Genomic DNA, 18,996 nt, shown 5'->3' with positions numbered 1-18,996 from the left:
ATGCGCACGATCAAGGGACCGGGCGTTTTCCTGGCGCAGTTCGCGGCGGACGACGCCCCCTATAACTCGTTGCCCAGCCTGGCGAAATGGGCGGCGGACAAGGGCTTCAAGGGCGTGCAGATCCCGACCTGGGACACACGCCTCATCGATATGCAGAAGGCGGCGGAAAGCGACGCCTATTGCGACGAACTCAAGGGCATGCTGGCCGATCACGGACTGGAAATCACCGAGTTCGCCTCGCACATCACCGGGCAGCTCGTGGCCGTCCATCCCGCCCACGACACGATCATGGACAGCTTCGCGCCGGCCCATGTCCGGGGCAACCCGGCGGCGCGGCGGGCCTGGGCCGAGGAGCAGTTGCGTTTCGCGGCGCGCGCCTCGAAGCGGCTCGGCATCGACCGGCACGTCACGTTCTCCGGCGCGTTGCTCTGGCCCTATCTCTACCCCTATCCGCAATGGCCCGAAGGGCTGATCGAGGAGGGGTTCGGCGAGCTTGCGAAGCGCTGGATGCCGATTCTCGACGATTTCGACGCGCATGGCGTCGACGTCTGCTACGAGATCCACCCTTCAGAGGACCTGCATGACGGCCATAGCTGGGAAATGTTCCTCGACAGGGTCGACGGGCATCCGCGCGCCAACCTGATGTACGACCCCTCGCATTTCGTGTTGCAGGCGCTGGACTATCTCGCCTTCATCGATCATTACCACGACCGCATCCGCACCTTCCATGTCAAGGACGCGGAGTTTCGTCCCGACGGCAAGTCGGGCGCCTATGGCGGCTATCAGCCGTGGTCGAAGCGGGCCGGGCGTTTCCGCAGCCCCGGTGACGGGCAGGTCGATTTCGGCGCGATCTTCACCAAGCTCACCAGCTACGGCTTCGACGGCTGGGCCGTTCTCGAATGGGAATGCTTTGTGAAGAACCCCGAGGACGGTGCGGCGGAGGGTGCGCGTTTCATTGCCGACCACATCATCCGCGTGTCGGACCGCGCTTTCGACGATTTCGTGAAATCCGGCGCCGATCGCAGCGCCAACCGGGCCATGCTCGGACTGGAGGACGCATGACTTTTCAACGACCCCTTCGCCTTGGCATGGTCGGCGGCGGCGACGGCGCCTATATCGGCAACATCCACCGTCTGGCCTCGCGGCTGGACGGACAGTGGCAGCTGACAGCCGGCGCTTTCGACGTGGACCCGGAACGGGGACGCGCCTTCGCGACCGCGCAGGGCCTCGATCCCGCCCGCAGCTACGGCACCTGGCAGGACCTGATCGCCGGCGAGCGGGAACGCGAGGACCGCGTCGACGCCGTGGCGATCTGCACGCCGAACTTCACCCATTATCCCATCGCCCGGGGACTGATCGAGGCCGGCTTCGAGGTGATCTGCGAAAAGCCGCTCACCGCGACGCTGGAGGATGCCGTGGCACTGGAGGCGCTCGCCCGCGAATCCGGCCGGTTCGTCGGCGTGACCTACACCTATTCCGGCTATCCGCTGGTCCACGAGGCGCGCGTGCGCGTCGCGCGGGGTGAGATCGGCACGGTCCGCACGGTGCAGGTGGAATATCCGCTCGAATGGATGGCGAAGCCCATCGAGAAACAGGGCAATGCCCAGGCCGCCTGGCGCACCGATCCGAAGAAGAACGGACGGGGCGGCTCGATCGGCGACATCGGCACCCATGCCTATCATCTGGCCGGCTTCGTCACGGGGTTGAAGCTGCAATCGCTGACCGCCGATCTGGCGACCTTCGTGGAAGGCCGGGCGCTGGATGACAATGCCCATGTGATGCTGCGCTACGAAGGCGGCGCGCGCGGCCTGTTGTGGTCGTCGCAGGTCGCGCTCGGAAACTCCAACGGCGTGCGGCTCAGGGTTTTCGGCTCGACGGGTTCCCTGCAATGGTTCCAGGAACAGCCGAACGAGCTGGTCTACACGCCGCTCGACGGGCGGGTGCAGATCATCAAGCGCGGTGCCGACGATCTGTCCGAGGATGCCAAGGTGCGCACCCGCACGCCGCCTGGCCATCCGGAAGGCTACCTGGAAGCGTTCGCCAATCTCTATGCCGGGTTTGCCGAGGCCATCCGTGCCCACCGGCAGGGCCGGGAGCCGGGGCCGCTCGGCCGTAACGTTCCGCTCGCCTATGACGGCCTGAAGGGCGTGGCCTTCGTCGAAGCCGTGGTGGACAGTGCCGAGGCGGAAGACCAGCCGTGGATCACGCCCGTCGCGGTGTGACGCCATCCGCCCGCGGGAGAGGGCCTTCCGCGGGCATTCTTCGGGCGGGCGGAGCCGCCCGTTGTGTGACCTTGCGGCCGAACCGGATGGCTGGCCGCAAGGTCCTGTCATGCCTCAGACGGCGCCCCGCGCTTCCACATAGAGCGCGTAGACCGAATGGCTGCTTGCCATGTAGAGACGGTTTTTCTTGGCGCCGCCGAAAACAAGGTTCGGGCACCGCTCCGGCAGGCGGATGAAGCCGATTGCCTTGCCGGTTGCATTGAAGACCTTGACGCCGTCCAGATCCTCGGGCTTCGCACCGGGCGCGCCGCTGCTGCCCCAGCCGCACCAGATATTGCCGTCGACATCGACCTTGATGCCGTCGAGACCGCCATTGTCATCGGCGGTGACGAGGGCCGTCTTGTTCGACAACGTGACGCCATCGGCCCCGACGTCGTAGCTCCAGATGATGCGGTGCGGCGTTGCGCGGCCCTCGACGATATAGAGCTTGCCTTCGTCCGGAGAGAAGGCGAGGCCGTTCGGTCCCTTTAGCTCGTCGGTCACGAGGTCCAGTTCGCCGTCCGGGGAAATGCGGTAGACGGAATGGGGCAGTTCGGCCTCTGCCTTCCGGCCTTCCCACTCGCCGCCGATGCCGAAGGGCGGATCGGTGAACCACAGCGAGCCATCCGACTTGCAGACGATATCGTTCGGCGAATTGAGCGGCTTGCCTTTATAATTATCCGCGAGGACCGTGATGCTGCCGTCGTATTCCGTGCGCGTGACGCGGCGCGTCAGGTGCTCGCAGGACACCAGCCGGCCCTGACGGTCGCGCACGTGCCCGTTCGTATAGTTCGCGTTCTCGCGATAGACGCTCCAGGTGCCGTTCGCTTCGTCGTAACGCATGATGCGATTGTTCGGAATGTCGCTGACCAGCAGGTAGCGGCCATCGCCGAACCAGACCGGTCCTTCCAGCCAGCGGGCGCCGGTCGCCACCTGCTCGAGCGTGCTGGAGCTGATGCGGTATTTCGCGAAGCTGGGATCGAGAATTTCGATCGCCGGGTCGGGATAACGCTGGTTGGGCGTGAAGGGAAAGGATTGTGCGGCGCCGATCCTGGGGAGTGCGGAGGTTGCGAGCACTGCGGCCGACGCGGCCATCATGTTGCGGCGTGTGTAATTCAATCTAGCCTCTCAAGAATGGATAGTGACTTCATATCATGTCATCCCGGCGGGGCGGGCGGACCGCAGACATGGCCCCTGCTCTTGTTAGCGGGTGCAGCATTTTTCGGAACTGCCAAGTTTCGGTTTCCCGTAACGTGGTGAATAAAGAATTTCCAATATATAACAAAAACTTACAGGAACGATCATTTGGCCGGCGAAAGGCATGATCTCGCATTTGCCGCTTAAGCGTTTTTTAAAGTGGAGGTGGTTCCTTGCAATGCGGGACATATGACCTACGGGTCGAAACCATGTGCATGATGTGCGGTGTCCAAACGGAAGGAGCGTCAGCTTCTTCATGCCCTCCCAAGCCCTTCCCCATCGCTATCCAGCAAGGTATCCCATGCTTAAGAACTGGAAGATCAAGACCAAGTTCCTGCTGTCCATTGCCATTCTGGCCTTTATTTCCCTCGCCGGGCTGATGTATGTGACCAACCGGTTCGACGCGGCCAACCAGGCCTATAGCGGCTTCCTCGAACGTGAAAGCAATGCGGCGACCTTCGGTCCGCGTGGCGCCGCCGGAATGTGGACCGCAACGACCTGGCTGACGCGTGCGCTCGCCCAGGACCCCGGCTCCCCGGCCTTCGACGATCTGTCCGGGCGCTTCTCCAAGGAATTCGAGGGCGCGCGCAATCGTCTCGTGCAGATCCCCGAGTTGGTCCCCAGCCGAAAGGCGGCGATCGACGACCTGCTTGCCGGCGCCGACAAGCTGAAGGCCGTCGGCGACGAGATGCTGAAGGCGCATGTTTCGGGCGATCCGGACAAGGTGCGGGCGCTGGGTGTCAGGCTTGACGAAGCCATCGTGGAGCTTTCGCCCAAGTTCGGTGCGAACAACGCGGCTATGGCTGAGATTTTGAACACGGGCGCGAAGACGCTGTCGGATTCCGTTTCGTCCACCATCGTCAATGCGTTCTGCGGCCTGCTGGCCGGCATTGCCGCCGCCATCGCCATTGCCATGACGATCGCTCACAAGGGCATCACCGCGCCGATGGTGAGGCTCCGCGAGCGGATGGTCCATCTGGCCAACGGCGAAACGACCGCCGAAATCGACGGCATGGACCGCAAGGACGAAGTCGGGCAGATGGCGCAGGCCGTGCAGGTGTTCCGGGAGAACGCCATCGAGCGCATTCGCCTTGCGCAGGAAACGGACGCCAACCGCTCCCTGAGCGAAAAGGAGCGCATCGAGCGCGAGAAGGCGAGAGCCGAGGAAGCCGCGAAGGTGACGTTTGCGGTCGAGAGCCTCGCAACCGGCCTGTCCAAGCTGTCGGAAGGGGACGTGTCCTACCGGATCAGCGAGCCGTTCATCGCCTCGCTCGACGCGGTTCGCGACAATTTCAACAGTTCCGCGGAAAAGCTCCAGGTCGCGCTGGAACGGGTGGCGCAGAATGCCCGCGGTATCGAGGCCGGCGCCAACGAGATCAAATCGGCGGCCGACGATCTGGCCAAGCGCACCGAACAGCAGGCCGCATCGGTTGAAGAGACCGCCGCGGCGCTGGAAGAGATCACCACCACGGTCAAGGATTCCAGCAAGCGTGCGCAGGAAGCCGGCGAACTCGTCGGCCGCGCCAAGGCCGGTGCGGAACAGTCCGGCGAAATCGTCCGCCAGGCCATCGTCGCGATGGAGCGGATCGAGAAGTCGTCCAACGAGATTTCCAACATCATCGGCGTGATCGACGAGATCGCCTTCCAGACGAACCTCCTGGCGCTCAATGCGGGCGTCGAGGCGGCACGTGCCGGCGATGCCGGCAAGGGCTTCGCGGTCGTGGCGCAGGAAGTGCGGGAACTGGCCCAGCGCTCGGCCAATGCCGCCAAGGAGATCAAGTCGCTGATCACCACGTCGAACGGGCAGGTGCAGGAAGGCGTGCAGCTCGTCGGCGACACCGGAAAGGCACTGGAAACGATCGTTTCGGAAGTGCAGGCGATCAACCGCCACGTCGCGGCGATCGTGGAGTCGGCGCAGGAGCAGTCCTCCGGTTTGCAGCAGATCAACACCGCCGTGAACCAGATGGATCAGGACACGCAGAAGAATGCAGCGATGGTCGAGGAATCGACGGCGGCCAGCCACGGCCTTGCCCGGGAAGTCGCTTCGCTCAACCAGTTGCTTGCCCAGTTCAGGCTGTCGCAGGCCGGCCAGCAGCATTTCGCTCCCGCGCCGGTTCGCGAGACCGTCGGCCGGGAAGAGCCGGTGGCCTCGCCGGCGCGCGCGCTCGGCCGCAAGATCGCATCGGCCTTCTCCGGCAATGCCGCGCTCGACATGCGCAAGGACAACTGGGAGGAGTTCTGACCGGATCGGGCCCGCACCCGTATCCGTTTCGCTCCCGCATTTTTCCCATAGCGTTCCGGCAGCCCTGTTCCCGCGAGCAGGGCTGCCGGTTTTTTATCGGCGCCTCGCCCGCAGGGGCGCGGGCAACGCTGCTTTCAAATTGGCGGCAGCCTTTCGGGGCGCAGCGCGTAGCGGCGGATGACGTCCTTGATGACGGCCAGCCGGGCCTCGGCCTCCGCCGGCTGGTGGATGTTGCGGCCGAAGGTGATGTCCACGGTATAAGCGCCTGCAACGCTGAACCAGCACAGGCTGGAAAGGGTCAGCCAGAGATCGACTGGGTCGAGACCGGGCCGGAAGGCGCCGGCCCGTTCGCCCTTCGCCAGCAGGCCGGTCACGACCCGGATGAGCTTGCTGATGGCGAGTTCCTCGCGCGCGACCGAGCGCAGGTTTTCGCCCTTGTGGAGGTTTTCGACCCCGACGAGGACGAGGAAGTTCGGATTCTCGAGATAATAATGAAGGGTGAAGCTGCATAGCTCTTCAAGGGCTGCGACGGGGTCGTCGGAAAATTCGAGATTCGCCTCCATGTCGCGCAGGCGCCGGTAGGCCATGACGAGAACGCGCTGGAAAAGCAGTTCCTTGCGTTCGAAATGGCGATAAACGAGTGCCTTGTTGACGCCGGCGGCCTTCGCGATGCTTTCCATCGTGGCGCCGCTCAGGCCGTTGGCCACGAATTCCTGCTCGGCGGCGGCCAGGATCGCCTCGCGGGTGCGGCCCGTCCGTTCTTCATAGCTTGCTGCCCGCCTGGCTATAGCGACCACTTTAACCCCATCCATATCCGTATCTCATTTCTCAGCACCCATTATCACGGAACGGCGAAGTCCGCCAAACTGTCAAATTTCCTGAGGTGAAAAATATCTGCCTATCAATGATTCTACTTTACAGATCGTCAAACCTGTGATGACCTGTAACGCAAACGTTATCGTTATACAATAAACGGGGAACCATATGAGCGCGCGAATTCGTGTCGCCTCGGATGTCGGGGGCACGTTCACGGACAGTATCGCCTATGACGAGGCAACGGGAGCCATCACCGTTTCCAAGGTTTCGACGACGCCGGACAACCGGGCGCGGGGCACCGTGCAGGGATTGAAGCGGGCGATTGCCTTGCAGGGCGCGACGGGGCGGGACGTTACCTATGTCGGCCACGGCACGACGACGACCACCAATGCCGTCATCCAGCGCAAGGGGGCGACGACGGCCTTCATCACCAATCGCGGTTTTCGCGATCTTCTCCTGATCGGCCGGCAGAACCGTCCAACGCTTTTCGACATTGCCATCGTGCGACCCGAGCCGCTCGTTCCCCAGGAGCTTTGCCTCACGGTCCGCGGCCGCCTCGGCCCCGGCGGCGAGGAAATCGAGCCGCTGAACGAGGATGACGTTCGCGAAGCGGCCGCATTCCTCGCCGGACACGGGGTCGAGGCGGTAGCCATTCTCTTCCTCCATTCCTATGCCAATCCGTCGCACGAGCAGCGCGCCCGCGATCTTCTCGAGACGCTGCTGCCGGACGCCGCGGTCTGCATTTCGACGGACATCAATTCCGAGTTCCGCGAATACGAGCGTGCGAGCACCGCCGTCCTCAACGCCTATCTGCGCCCGGTCATGCACAAGTATCTCGCTTCCCTCGGCGAGATGCTGGCCGACGACGGCGAGGGGCTCGGGCTGCGGCCGGGCAGGCCGGTCATGGTCATGGACGCCGCCGGCGGGCTGATGAGCATCGACAGCGCCCGCGTCAAACCGGTCCACACCGTTCTTTCCGGCCCGGCGGGCGGCGTCGTCGCCAGCGCGCATGTCGCCGAAATGGCCGGGATTTCCGACATCATCACGATGGATATCGGCGGCACGAGCACCGATATCAGCCTGATCCGCAAGGGTCGGCCGGAGATCACCCGCTCCACCACTCTGGAGACCGTGCCGATCCGGTTGCCGGTGATCGACATCAATGCGATCGGCGCCGGCGGCGGCTCGATCGCCTGGATCGACGACGGCGGCGCCCTGCGGGTCGGCCCGATGAGCGCCGAAGCCGTTCCGGGCCCGGTCTGCTACGGGCGCGGCGGCACCCGCCCGACCGTGACCGACGCCAATCTGGTGCTTGGCCGCTTCGACGACAGGTCGCGGCTCGGCGGCGATCTCGGTCTCGACGCCGAAGCGGCCAGAGCGGCCATCGAGCGCGAGATCGCCACGCCGCTCGGCCTCGACCTCTACGAGGCGGCGGCGGGCATCCTGCGCGTCGCCCATGCCAATATCGTGCGTGGCATTCGCGTCGTCTCCGTCGAGCGCGGATACGATCCGCGCGAATTCGCGCTCGTGCCCTTCGGCGGGGCCGGGCCGATGCACGGCAGCCCGGTTGCCCGCGAGCTGAGGATGCCGCGGGTCATGGTGCCGCCGACGCCGGGCATTCTCTGCGCGATGGGACAGCTCATTTCCGACCTGCACCACACCTTCGCCGAAACGCATATCGCCGCCTATCGCGAGGACGGCGCCGAAGAGGCGCTCGCGGCCATCCGCACTCTGGTCGAACGGGCGCAGAACCATCTGGCCGCGGACGGCGTGGCGATGGAACGGCGCGAGATCGAGGTCAAGATCGACGTCCGCTACATCGGCCAGAGCTACGATCTTCCGATCCCGGTGGATATCGACGCCGCCGGTTTCTGGCGCGGGCTTCCGGCCCGGTTCCATGCCGCCCACGAGGCGCGCTTCGGCCATGCGGACCCGTCGAGCCCGCTCGAAATCGTCGGGATCGTCGTCACCGGCATCGGTCGGATCGACAAGCCGGTTCTGCCGGCGCTGCCGAAAGGCGACATCGTTCCTTTGGACGAAGCGCTCAAGGGATCGCGGCGGATCCATTTCGAGCCGTTCGATCCTTCGGCGCCTGTCCTCGCATATGACGCGCCGATCTACGACCGGGCCGGTCTCAGGGCCGGCGATGTCATCCGGGGGCCTGCCGTGATCGAGGAGATTTCGGCGACGACCATCGTCTATCCCGGCGACGTGCTGACCGTGCATGCATCCGGCAATCTCATCGTGGAGGTCGCGCAATGACCCGATTCGACCCGATCCGGCTGGAAGTGCTCAAGAACGCGCTGGAGGCGACGGCGCAGGAAATGGGCGTGGTGCTGAAGCTGACCTCCTTTTCGCCGAACATCAAGGAGCGCATGGACGCGTCCTGCGCGATCTTCGACGTGCAGGCGCAGCTCGTCGCGCAGGCGGAGCACGTGCCGGTCCATCTCGGCTCGATGCTGCGGGCCGTCGGCCCGACGCTCGCCATGCTCGATCCGCTCGAGGACGGCGACGTGGTCGTGGTCAACGACCCTTACATCGCCGGCGCCCACCTGCCGGACATCACGCTGATCGCCCCGGTCTTCGTCGAGGCCCGCTGCATCGCCTATGTGGCGAGCCGCGCGCATCATTCGGATGTCGGCGGCATGGAGCCCGGATCCATGCCTGGTCGCTCGACCGAGATCTTTCAGGAAGGGCTGATCATTCCGCCCGTGCGGCTTTACCGCCGCGGCGTCGAGCAGAAGGACATCATGGCGATGATCCTCGCCAATGTCCGCACGCCCGAGGAGCGCAAGGGCGACATCAACGCCCAGCTCGCGGCCCTGCGCGTCGGCATCCGCCGCGTCGAGGAACTGGCGGAGCGGTTCGGCGCAGCGATGCTGGAAGAAGGGCTGGCCGCCATTCTCGACTATTCCGAGCGGCGCATGCGCAGGCGGCTGGCGGATTTTCCGGCCGGACGCTGGTCGGGGGAGGATTGCCTCGACGATGACGGAAGCAGCGACGATCCGGTGCTGATCCGTCTGGCGGTGGAGGTCACTCCGGACAGGATGATCTTCGACTTCGAGGGCAGCTCGCCCCTCAGGCGCGGCAACATCAATGCCGTTCAGGCGATGGTGCATTCGGCGGTGTTCTACTCGATCAAGATCCTGATGGATGCGACCCTGCCGCCGAATGCCGGCGTCATGCGTCCGGTGGATATCCGCATTCCCGAGGGCTCGTTTCTCGACGCCCGCCGTCCGGCTGCCGTCTGCGCGGCCAATACCGAGACGACGCAGCGTCTTGCCGACACCGTGCTCAGGGTCTTTTCGCAGTTCGCGCCGGAGCGGATCGCCGCTGCAAGCCAGGGTACGATGAACCTGATCGGCATCGGCGGGCGCGACCCGCGCAACGGCAAGCCCTACACCTATATCGAAACGATCGGTGGCGGGCAGGGCGGCCGCCCGATGGGGCCCGGCATGAGCGGCGTGCATGCCAACATGTCGAACACGCTCAACACGCCGATCGAGGCGCTCGAGATCAGCTATCCCTTCCGGGTCGAGCGCTACGAGCTTCGCGAGGGGTCAGCGGGCACCGGCCTCAACCCCGGCGGAGAGGGCGTGGTCCGCGCGCTGCGCATCATCGGTCACGAGGCGCGCGTCTCCTTGCAGACCGACAGGCGCAAATTCCATCCCTACGGTCTTCATGGCGGCGGCAAAGGTGCTACCGGCGTGAACTGGATGGAGGATGAGACCGGTGCCCGCCACCGTCTCGCCGGTAAGGGATCGCTGACCTTGCAGGCCGGTGAAGTCATCGTCGTCGAAACACCCGGCGGCGGCGGATGGGGGGCCGAAAACGCCTGAATCCGAAGCAGTCAATCCTTGCAGTGTAATTGAACTTCTTAACAAAAAGGGGAACCGATCATGAAGTTTGAATACCTGAAAATGACCGCATTCAAGACGATTGCCGCAACCATGCTCGTTGCGGCGACGGCCCTCGGCTCCGTCGCCGAAGCTGCCACCACCTGGCGTTTTGCCACGAAACAGCCGGCCGACAGCCCGGAAGGCAAGGCCTTCCAGTATTTCGCCGACAAGGTGCAGGAATATTCCGGCGGCGACCTCGTCGTGCAGGTCTATCCCTCCGAACAGCTCGGCAAGGAAGCCGCCATTCTCGAGCAGCTCGAGCTTGGAACGGTCCAGCTCTATGCCGAGGACGCATTCTTCCTCCAGAAATGGGTCCCGGACATCAAATGGATCGCGCCGATCTTCCTGTTCCAGAACCGCGACCAGTGGACCAAATTCGTCAACAGCGACCTCGTGCAGGGATGGCTGACGCAGGTGGAGGAGACGGCGGGCATCCGCCCGCTCGGCGATCCGACCGCCTTCGTCCGCGGCCCGTATCGCGTGCTCATCACCAAGACGCCGCTCGACGACTACACCAAGATCAGGGGCATGCAGCTGCGCATGTATCCCGACCAGCTGGCGATCTCCGTCTGGTCGCATCTCGGCGCGGACCTGCGCATGCTGGCCTGGACCGAGACCTATGAAGGCCTGAAGAGCGGCATCGCCACCTCGGTCACGAGCCCGGCCGCCCTGGTCGAGGCGATGCGGTTCTACGAAGTCGCGCCCTACATCACCCGCACCAACGAGTTCTGGCAGGGGCTGATGTTCTCGATGAACGGCGAGGCCTTCGACGAGCTGTCGGAAAAGGACCAGCAGGCCCTCCTGAAGGCGCATGCCGAGGCCGGCGAATACAGCGCCACGCTCATGCAGGAAACCGCCGACAGCATGCAGGCCAGGCTGGAGGCCAGGGGCGTCACCTTCGTCGACATGGACCTCGATCCGCTGTTCGAGGACATGGCGAAGTGGTACGCCGAGGAAGACAAGGCCGGACGCCTGCCCGCGGGCTTCATGGACGCCGCCAACGCGGCGCGGCAGTAAGGCCCGGCATCATGGAAAGCGTGCGCCCGTCTCCGGCGGGAAAGGGGGCGGCGATCCCGCCCCCTTTCCGGATCGCCAACGCATGTCTCGACGGTGCGGCGAATGTCTTCGCCGTCGTGACCGAACTGATGATCTTCGCGATGCTGGCGATCAATGCGGCCAACATCGTCGTCCGCAACCTGGGTTTCAGCAGCCTGCTCTGGGTCTGGCCCTGGACCGGCGTGCTGATGATCTGGAGCGTCTTCATCGCCTTCTTCGTCATGTACCGGCGCGACATGGACATCCGCCTGACCTTCGTCGTCCAGCGTTTCGCGCCGCGCACAAGGAAGATCCTCAAGGTGTTCGGCAATCTGGTCGGCCTCGTCGTGGTCTTCGTCATTCTCCTCGAAGTGCCGCAGATCCTGCAACGCCAGCGCGGCGTGATCGAACTGGTCGGTCTCCAGCGCTACTGGCTGTCGGTGCCGCTGATCCTGTCGTCGGCGCTGCTCTTCCTGCATTTCATTCTCGAAACCGTCGGGGTTCTGCTCGGCTACGAGAGTTCCGAATTTCCCGAGGACGACGGAGCGAACCAATGGTAGCCATCACCATACTCGGCATTTTCCTCGTCCTGATGGTGCTCGGCGTGCCGGTGGTCGTCGCGATGGCGGCCGGCACGCTGGCCGGCTTCGTGCAGCTCGGCTTCGCCGGCAGCCTGTCGAGGCTCTACGTCTTCCCCCTGAACATCCTCGAGGGTATCGACGCGCCGGCCTTGCTCGCCATTCCGTTCTTCATCCTCGCCGGCCACCTGATGACGACCGTCGGCCTCACGGACCGCATCTTCCTGCTTGCCAATGCGCTGGTGGGGCATTTGCGGGCGGGTCTCGCGCAGGTCAACGTCGTCTGCTCGCTGTTCTTCGGCGGCATCACCGGATCGGCGATCGCCGACGTCGCCGGTATCGGCAATCTCATCATCCGCCAGATGGAGAAGAACGGTTATCCGACCGCCTATTCCTCCGCCCTGACGGTGGCCTCCTCGGTGATCGGCCCGACCATGTGGCCGTCCGTGCCGCTGTTGATCTACGCCTTCGGCGCGTCCGTCTCGGTCGAGCGCATGTTCCTGGCCGGCATCGGCCCGGGACTGCTGATCGTGATCTCGCTGATGGTCTACAACCGCATCGCCGCGCGGAAATTCTCGGTTCCGGTGCTGCCGCGCACGCCGGTCGTGCAGATCGCGAAGCTGGCGAGCCGCTCCGGCTGGGCGCTGCTTGCGCCGTTCATCATCATCGGCTCGATCATCACCGGCGCCGCAACGCCGATGGAAGCCGGCGTCGTGGCCTGTCTCTACACGCTTCTGCTCGGCCTCGGCTACCGGAGCCTGTCGATCGTAGGCGTGCGCCATGCGGTGATGGAAACAGGCATCCTGTTCGGGTCGGTGCTGATGGTTATCGGCGTTTCGGCGGCGATGAGCTGGCTCTTGACCTACGACCAGGTGCCGCAGGCGCTCGCCAGCGCGGTGCTGACGGTGACGGAGAACAAGTACGTCTTCCTGTTCATGGTGGTGATCTTCTTCCTGCTCATCGGCACGGTGCTGGAAAACATTCCGGCGATGGTCATCCTGATCCCGATCATGCTGCCGCTGGTCGATCACTTCGGCGTCGACCGCGTCCATTTCGGGCTGATCATGGTCTACGGCCTGCTGATCGGCATCGTGACGCCGCCGGTCGGCGTGGCGCTGTTCATCGTCACCAAGGTGGCGAAAATCTCCTTCGAGGAAATCTGCACGGCGGTGACGCCCTTCCTGCTGCCGCTGATCGTCGTGCTGTTCCTCATCACCTTCTTTCCGGAAACCGTCCTGTGGCTGCCGAACACGGTTCTGGGCGCGGAGTAGCGAAGATGACGAACAAACTGCGCATCGCCGCCGATATCGGCGGAACGTTCACCGACGTGGCCATGATCCGCCACGATCACACGATCGCCACCCGCAAGGTTTCCTCCACGCCGGACGATTACGGGCGGGGCGTGGTCGCCGGCATTCTCGAACTTCTGGAGGCCGAGGGGCTTTCGCCGGGCGATGTCGGCGAGGTCATGCATGCCTGCACGGTGGCGACCAACGTCATTCTGGAGGGCAAGGGCGCGAAGACGGCGCTGATCACGACCCGCGGGTTTCGCGACGTACTGGAAATGCGCCGCATCCGCATCCCGAAGCTCTACGAGCCGCTCTATTGCAAGCCGCCGGCGCTTTCGCCCCGCCGCTGGCGGCTGGAGGTGGACGAAAGGCTGGATTTCGAAGGCCATGTCGTGACCCCGCTCGACGAGGACAGCGTTATGGCTGCGCTCGACGTCATCGCTGCGGAGGGGATCGAGGCCGTGGCGGTCTGCCTTCTGCATTCCTATGCCAACCCCGCCCATGAGCGGCGCATCGGCGCGCTGATCGCCGAACGCTTCCCGGACCTGTTCGTGTCGCTCTCCGTCGACGTGCTGCCGGAAATCCGCGAATACGAGCGCACCAGCACCTCCGTCATCAACGCCTATGTCGGACCGCCCGTGCGCACCTATCTGGAATCGCTGACGGCCGGGCTCAGCGATGCCGGCCTGCCGTCGCGCTTCTTCATGATGCACTCGGCGGGCGGCATCATCGATGCCCGCAGCGTCATCGCGCGGCCGGCGCAGATCGTCGAATGCGGCCCGGCGGCAGGTGTGCTCGGCGCGCGCAACACGATGGTCGCCGCTGGCTACCGCGATGCGATCTCCTTCGACATGGGCGGCACGACGGCGAAGGCCTCGCTCATCGAGAACGGGACCCTTCTGAAGACCGACGACTACGAGGTCGGCGGCGGCATCTCGCTGGCGTCCAAGCTCGCCAAGGGCGGCGGCTATGCGCTGAAACTGCCGGTCATCGACATTTCCGAGGTCGGTGCCGGCGGCGGTTCCATCGTGTGGACCGACCGCGCCGGCGCGCTGAAGGTCGGCCCGCACAGCGCCGGCGCCTTTCCCGGACCGGCCTGCTACGGAAAGGGCGGAACGGAGCCGACCGTGACCGACGCCAATGTCGTTCTCGGCTTTCTCAATCCCGAGGCGCTCGCCGGCGGTTCCGTGCCGGTCGACTTCGACCTTTCGGTCGCGGCGCTCGACCGGGTGGTAGTGGGTCCCCTCGGGATCGATCTCGATCAGGCGGCCTATGGCGTGCATGAACTGGTGACGACGGTCATGACCCGCGCCGTCAAGTCGGTCACGACCTTCCGCGGCCGCGATCCGCGTGAGTTCGCCATGATTGCCTTCGGCGGCAATGGCGGCATCCATTCGGTGTCGCTTGCCCGGGCGCTGGGCATCACCACGGTGTTCGTGCCGCCCGGCGCCGGCGTGTTCAGCGCGCTCGGCCTTCTCTATGCCGATGTCGAGACCGGCGTTTCGATGGCCTTCCTGAAAAGCCTGATGACGGCCGATGCCGCCGCGCTCCGGCAGCGTTACGCGGACCTTTCCGCCAAGGCGGCGGGCGAACTCGGCCGGGCGGTGGAAACCGTCACGCTCGAACGGCACGCCGATTTCCGCTATCGCGGGCAGGCCTTCGAGCTGACGCTGCCCTTCGAGGAAAGCGCGACCCTCACGCCCGAAGGCCGGGCGGCGGTGCGCGAGCGCTTCGACCGCGCGCACGAGCGGACCTACGGCTACCGGCTGGCCGATACCGATGTGGAAATCGTGACGCTCAGGTTGACGGCGCGGGTGGAGAAGACCGGGGACGGCTTGCCGGCCTTCACGCCGCGTCCGCAGGTCGAGCCGAAATGGCGCAGCGTCTATTTCGGGCCGCAGTTCGGGCGCGTCCGCGCCAAGGTCGTCAACCGCTCGGCGCTTTCGGCAACGCCCGTTCCCGGGCCGATGATCGTCGAGGAATACGAGGGCACGACGATCGTGCCGCCCGATTGCCGGGCCTCTGTCGACACCTATGGCAACATCGTCGTGACGCTGCCCGCGCTCGAACGCGGCGGGGAAGGAAAAGACCATGACCGTCATTGATCCCATCCGGCTGGAAGTTCTCAAGAACGCCTTCGATTCCGTCGCGGACGAGATGGCCCTGATGCTGATGCGGGCCGCCTATTCGCCCATCGTGCGCGATTCGATGGACTATTCGACCGCCCTTTGCGATGCGCAGGGCCAGACCCTGGCGCAGGGCGTGACGACGCCCATGCACCTCGGCAGTTTCTACGATGCGATGCAGCACCTGCGCAGCCGCTATGCCGGACAGATCCGCGAAGGCGATGTCTTCATCGGCAACGACCCCTACGCGGCCGCGGGCCAGCATCTGCCCGACATCTACATCGTCGAACCGGTCTTTCATGGCGGCGCGCTGGTGGCGTGGATGACGACGGTCGCGCATCACGCCGATGTTGGCGGCATCGTGCCGGGATCGAATGCGCTCGGCGCGACCGAGATCTTCCAGGAGGGGCTGCGCCTGCCGTTCCTCAAGCTCTACGACGCCGGTGTCGCCAACGACGCGATCTGGGAGATCATCGGCCTGAACGTGCGGGTGCCGGACCTCGTGACCGGCGACCTGCGGGCGCAGATGGCGGCCTGCAAGGCCGGCCGGCGCTCCTTCACCGAATTGCTCGACCGCTACGGTGCGGCGGAGGTGCTCGCCTATGCCGAGGAACTGCACAATTATGCCGAGCGACTGGCGCGGGCCGAGATCGCGGAACTGCCCGACGGCGTCTTCGGTTTTACCGACCATCTCGACGGGCTCGGCCAGAACCCGGAACCTATCGTCATCCAGCTTGCCGTGACCATCGAGGGCGACCGGCTTTGCGTGGATTTCACCGGCTCCTCGCCGCAGGTCAAGGGCGGGGTGAACACGCCTCTGCCCTTCACCAAGGCAAGCGTCTACACCGCCCTGCGCTCGGTGATGAAATCGGAAATCCCGAACTGCCGCGGCTTCGAGCGGGCGATCACGGTGACGGCGCCCGCCGGAACGGTGGTCAATTCCGTGCATCCGGCCCCCTGCGGCGCGCGTGGCATCACCGGCTACCGGGTGATCGACGCCATGTTCGGCGCGCTCGCGAAGGCCTTGCCGGACCGGGTGACGGCGGACGGCATGGGCGGTTCGACCGTGCCGACCTTCGGCGGCTGGCACGAGGGCAAGCCTTTCGTCTTCACCGAGACGGTGATGGGCACCTGGGGCGCCGGGCGGGACCACGACGGTCAGGTCGGCGTTCCCCACATGGGCGCCAACCAGGCCAATGTACCGGTGGAGATGATCGAGGCGAGCTATCCCCTGCGCATCCTGAACTACGGAACGGTGTCCGACACCGGCGGTGCCGGCCGCCATCGCGGCGGCAATTCCTTCATTCGCGAATACCTGTTTCTCGGTAAGGAAGGCGTTTTCTCCCTGCGGTCGGACAAGCGCGCCTTTCCGCCGCACGGCCTGTTCGGCGGCGGGAACGGCTGCGGACCGGACAGTACGATCCGTCGCGCCAATGGTGATGTCGTCACGCTTCCGGTTCTCGTCACCGAGCCCTATACTTTGAAGACGGGCGATGTTTTCCGCCATGTCTCTCCGTCCGGCGGCGGCTATGGCGACCCGCTCGAGCGGGCGCTCGTTGACATTGAGAGCGATCTTGCCGAAGGCACTGTGACGCCGGATCATGCCGCCCGTGCCTACGGGGTCGTCTTTTCCGGCCCGAAGATCGACCCGGCCGCGACGGCGCAACGCCGGGAGGAATTGCGGGCCGCGCGGGACGAGACCGTCTCGTGATGCGGGCGAAGCCTTCCGGCTCAATTCAACCTCTTTCGGTCGAGCGTACAGGAGAATGGCGATGGATCTCAATCTGAAGGACAGGACGGCGCTGGTGACGGGAGCGAGCGCCGGGATCGGCGCCGGTATCGCCCGGGCGCTGGCGGCGGAGGGCGTGCGTATCGCGATCACCGCGCGCCGGGGCGAGCCTCTCGAACGGCTGGCGGCGGAAATCGAGGCTGGCGGTGGACAACGCCCTCTCGTGTTGACGGGTGATGTGACAGACGCATCCACGGTTTCGTCCATCGTCTCGGACGCTGCCGGGACGCTTGGCGGCATCGACATTCTGGTGAATTCCGCCGGCGGCTCGCGGCCGGTTCCGCTCGATGCCTCCGAGGAGGTGTGGGACGAGGCCTTCGCCCTGAATTTCCACGCGATCCGGCGCTTTGCCGCCGCCGTGCTTCCGTCCATGCAGGAGCGGCGCTGGGGACGCATCGTCAATATCAGTGGATCGATGGAGCCGCGCGCCCTCAATGCGGCGATGGCTGCCAAGGCGGCGCTTCACCTGTGGGCCAAGGGGCTGGCCTGCGACGTGGCCGCCGACGGCATCACCGTCAATACCATCGCGCCGGGCCGCATCAACAGCGAGCAGATCCTGACGAAGATGTATCCCACCGAGGAGGCGCGGCAACGGTTCATCGCCGCGAACATTCCGATCGGCTATTTCGGCGATCCAGAGGATATCGCCCATCTCGTGGCCTTCCTCGTTTCGCCGCTTGCCCGCTACATCACCGGCGCGGTCATTCCCGTGGACGGGGCGATGCGCTTCTCGGCGCATTGAAACGGCGGCGACCCGGGGAGGGTATGTCCCGGACCGCCGCCCGCGATGAACGGTCAGAGGGGGCCGGACCGCTCGTGCTTGATGTGAACGGAGTTTGGACAGACAGAACAAAATTGTCAATAATATTATTGATAATACTAAAGTGCCGTTGAACGGCCGGTCGCTCTGATGTGGGGCGTTGGCGGACAGGTGGTCCTGGGTGGCTGGAATGAGCGTCAATCGTGCCCCGGGCCGGCATCGGCGCGGAGGGGACGAGGAGCGTAGGGTAGCGCTAGCGGGTGGCGCGGCGGGCCAGTGGTGCGGTGAGGCGAAGATAGGCTTCGCCGGAGGCGGGCAGATGTTCGCGGCACAGGCGGATCAGGTCGTCGCGCCGCCCCTCGACCGCGGCCGCTATCATCGCATAATGCTGTTCGCGCGCTTCCCGCACAGCGTCCGGATCGCCCAGGGCGGCGAAGCGGATTCCATGCGCGCGGCGCGATGCCATCTCGACGGCTTCCACCAGGAACGGATTGGGGCAAAGCGAAAAGAGCTCCCGGTGGAAGGCGATGTTGGCCCGGAATATCCGGGCCGGATCGTCCGCTTCCACGGCGGCGTCATGGACCGATTGCGCCTCGCGCAGCTTTTCTTCCGCCTCCGGGGTCAGCGGCAGCGGGATTTTCGAGGCGGCTTCGGTTTCGAGCAGCGCCCGCAGGTCGTAAAGGTTGCGGACCTCGTCCGGCGAAAAGGCGCGCACCTGGGCGCCCTTGTTCGGGATGTGCTCGAGAACCCCGGTCGTCGCCAGCAATTGCAGCGCCTTGCGGATGACGTGGCGCTTGGTGCCGAAGCGCTCCATCAACTGGTCTTCCGGCAGGCGCTCGCGCGGCAGGATGCGGCAGAGGACGATGTCCTCTTCCAGAAGCTGGGCAATGTCTTCGGCGGTGTGTTCCAGATCCATAGCTTCGAGCGCTAACCGGGGTGTGGGGTGTTGTCCAGCCAGAAACGGCCGATCTTGTCAAGCAAGGCAGGCCTCGGTTTATTATTAA

At 65.1% G+C, this 18,996-nt stretch carries 14 protein-coding genes; 11 read left to right on the top strand and 3 right to left on the bottom strand.

The annotated features are described in order from the left end of the window. Together NOF55_RS07755 and NOF55_RS07750 are read left to right on the top strand one after the other, a co-directional pair. Entirely contained in the window at positions 1-1,062 is a 1,062-nt protein-coding gene (locus tag NOF55_RS07755; protein ID WP_306410769.1) for a sugar phosphate isomerase/epimerase family protein, read from the top strand. After that, entirely contained in the window at positions 1,059-2,222 is a 1,164-nt protein-coding gene (locus tag NOF55_RS07750) for a Gfo/Idh/MocA family protein (protein WP_306410768.1), read from the top strand. The genes NOF55_RS07755 and NOF55_RS07750 overlap by 4 nt, the downstream gene beginning before the upstream one ends. Before the next feature lie 114 nt (positions 2,223-2,336). Here the strand turns inward: NOF55_RS07750 and NOF55_RS07745 are convergent, their stop codons facing one another. Next, the gene (locus NOF55_RS07745; RefSeq protein WP_306410767.1) at positions 2,337-3,380 is read right to left on the bottom strand and encodes an SMP-30/gluconolactonase/LRE family protein; all 1,044 of its coding nucleotides are present in this window, start codon (positions 3,378-3,380) and stop codon (positions 2,337-2,339) included. Between the two features lie 379 nt (positions 3,381-3,759). On the opposite strand from NOF55_RS07745, the gene NOF55_RS07740 reads away from it, so the two are divergent. Next, complete coding sequence (locus tag NOF55_RS07740; protein ID WP_306410766.1) at positions 3,760-5,700, top strand: methyl-accepting chemotaxis protein; 1,941 nt, start codon at positions 3,760-3,762, stop codon at positions 5,698-5,700. A 134-nt stretch (positions 5,701-5,834) separates the two neighbouring features. Here the strand turns inward: NOF55_RS07740 and NOF55_RS07735 are convergent, their stop codons facing one another. After that, positions 5,835-6,497, bottom strand: coding sequence for a TetR/AcrR family transcriptional regulator (locus tag NOF55_RS07735; RefSeq protein WP_306410765.1), 663 nt, complete (start codon positions 6,495-6,497; stop codon positions 5,835-5,837). Between the two features lie 187 nt (positions 6,498-6,684). Between NOF55_RS07735 and NOF55_RS07730 the strand changes: the two genes are divergently transcribed. The 8 genes from NOF55_RS07730 to NOF55_RS07695 all read left to right on the top strand — a co-directional run bounded on the left by NOF55_RS07730 (position 6,685) and on the right by NOF55_RS07695 (position 17,974). Beyond that, positions 6,685-8,778 (top strand): hydantoinase/oxoprolinase family protein, encoded by a 2,094-nt coding sequence (locus NOF55_RS07730; RefSeq protein WP_306410764.1) that lies wholly within the window; start codon positions 6,685-6,687, stop codon positions 8,776-8,778. After that, a complete protein-coding gene (locus NOF55_RS07725) occupies positions 8,775-10,355 on the top strand; it encodes a hydantoinase B/oxoprolinase family protein (RefSeq protein WP_306410763.1) in 1,581 nt (526 codons plus the stop codon). The genes NOF55_RS07730 and NOF55_RS07725 overlap by 4 nt, the downstream gene beginning before the upstream one ends. 60 nt (positions 10,356-10,415) lie before the next feature. After that, entirely contained in the window at positions 10,416-11,432 is a 1,017-nt protein-coding gene (locus tag NOF55_RS07720) for a TRAP transporter substrate-binding protein (protein ID WP_306410762.1), read from the top strand. An 11-nt stretch (positions 11,433-11,443) separates the two neighbouring features. After that, positions 11,444-12,010 (top strand): TRAP transporter small permease, encoded by a 567-nt coding sequence (locus NOF55_RS07715; RefSeq protein ID WP_306410761.1) that lies wholly within the window; start codon positions 11,444-11,446, stop codon positions 12,008-12,010. Continuing rightward, positions 12,004-13,299, top strand: coding sequence for a TRAP transporter large permease (locus tag NOF55_RS07710; RefSeq protein WP_306410760.1), 1,296 nt, complete (start codon positions 12,004-12,006; stop codon positions 13,297-13,299). The genes NOF55_RS07715 and NOF55_RS07710 overlap by 7 nt, the downstream gene beginning before the upstream one ends. Before the next feature lie 5 nt (positions 13,300-13,304). Continuing rightward, positions 13,305-15,422, top strand: a complete 2,118-nt coding sequence (locus tag NOF55_RS07705) for a hydantoinase/oxoprolinase family protein (protein WP_306410759.1) — start codon at positions 13,305-13,307, stop codon at positions 15,420-15,422. Further along, positions 15,409-17,154, top strand: a complete 1,746-nt coding sequence (locus NOF55_RS07700; protein ID WP_306410758.1) for a hydantoinase B/oxoprolinase family protein — start codon at positions 15,409-15,411, stop codon at positions 17,152-17,154. Before NOF55_RS07705 ends, NOF55_RS07700 begins: the two co-directional genes overlap by 14 nt. Before the next feature lie 61 nt (positions 17,155-17,215). Next, positions 17,216-17,974 (top strand): SDR family oxidoreductase, encoded by a 759-nt coding sequence (locus NOF55_RS07695; protein ID WP_306410757.1) that lies wholly within the window; start codon positions 17,216-17,218, stop codon positions 17,972-17,974. A 271-nt stretch (positions 17,975-18,245) separates the two neighbouring features. Here NOF55_RS07695 and NOF55_RS07690 read toward each other — a convergent pair whose 3' ends face one another. Then, a complete protein-coding gene (locus NOF55_RS07690) occupies positions 18,246-18,908 on the bottom strand; it encodes a GntR family transcriptional regulator (protein WP_306410756.1) in 663 nt (220 codons plus the stop codon). Between the last annotated feature and the right edge of the window lie 88 nt (positions 18,909-18,996).

This window comes from Ectorhizobium quercum (assembly GCF_026552795.1).
Taxonomy (GTDB): Bacteria; Pseudomonadota; Alphaproteobacteria; order Rhizobiales; family Rhizobiaceae; genus Ectorhizobium; species Ectorhizobium quercum.
The sequence above is the reverse complement of the archived record's forward strand: the minus strand, read 5'-3'. Positions and strand labels throughout refer to the sequence as shown.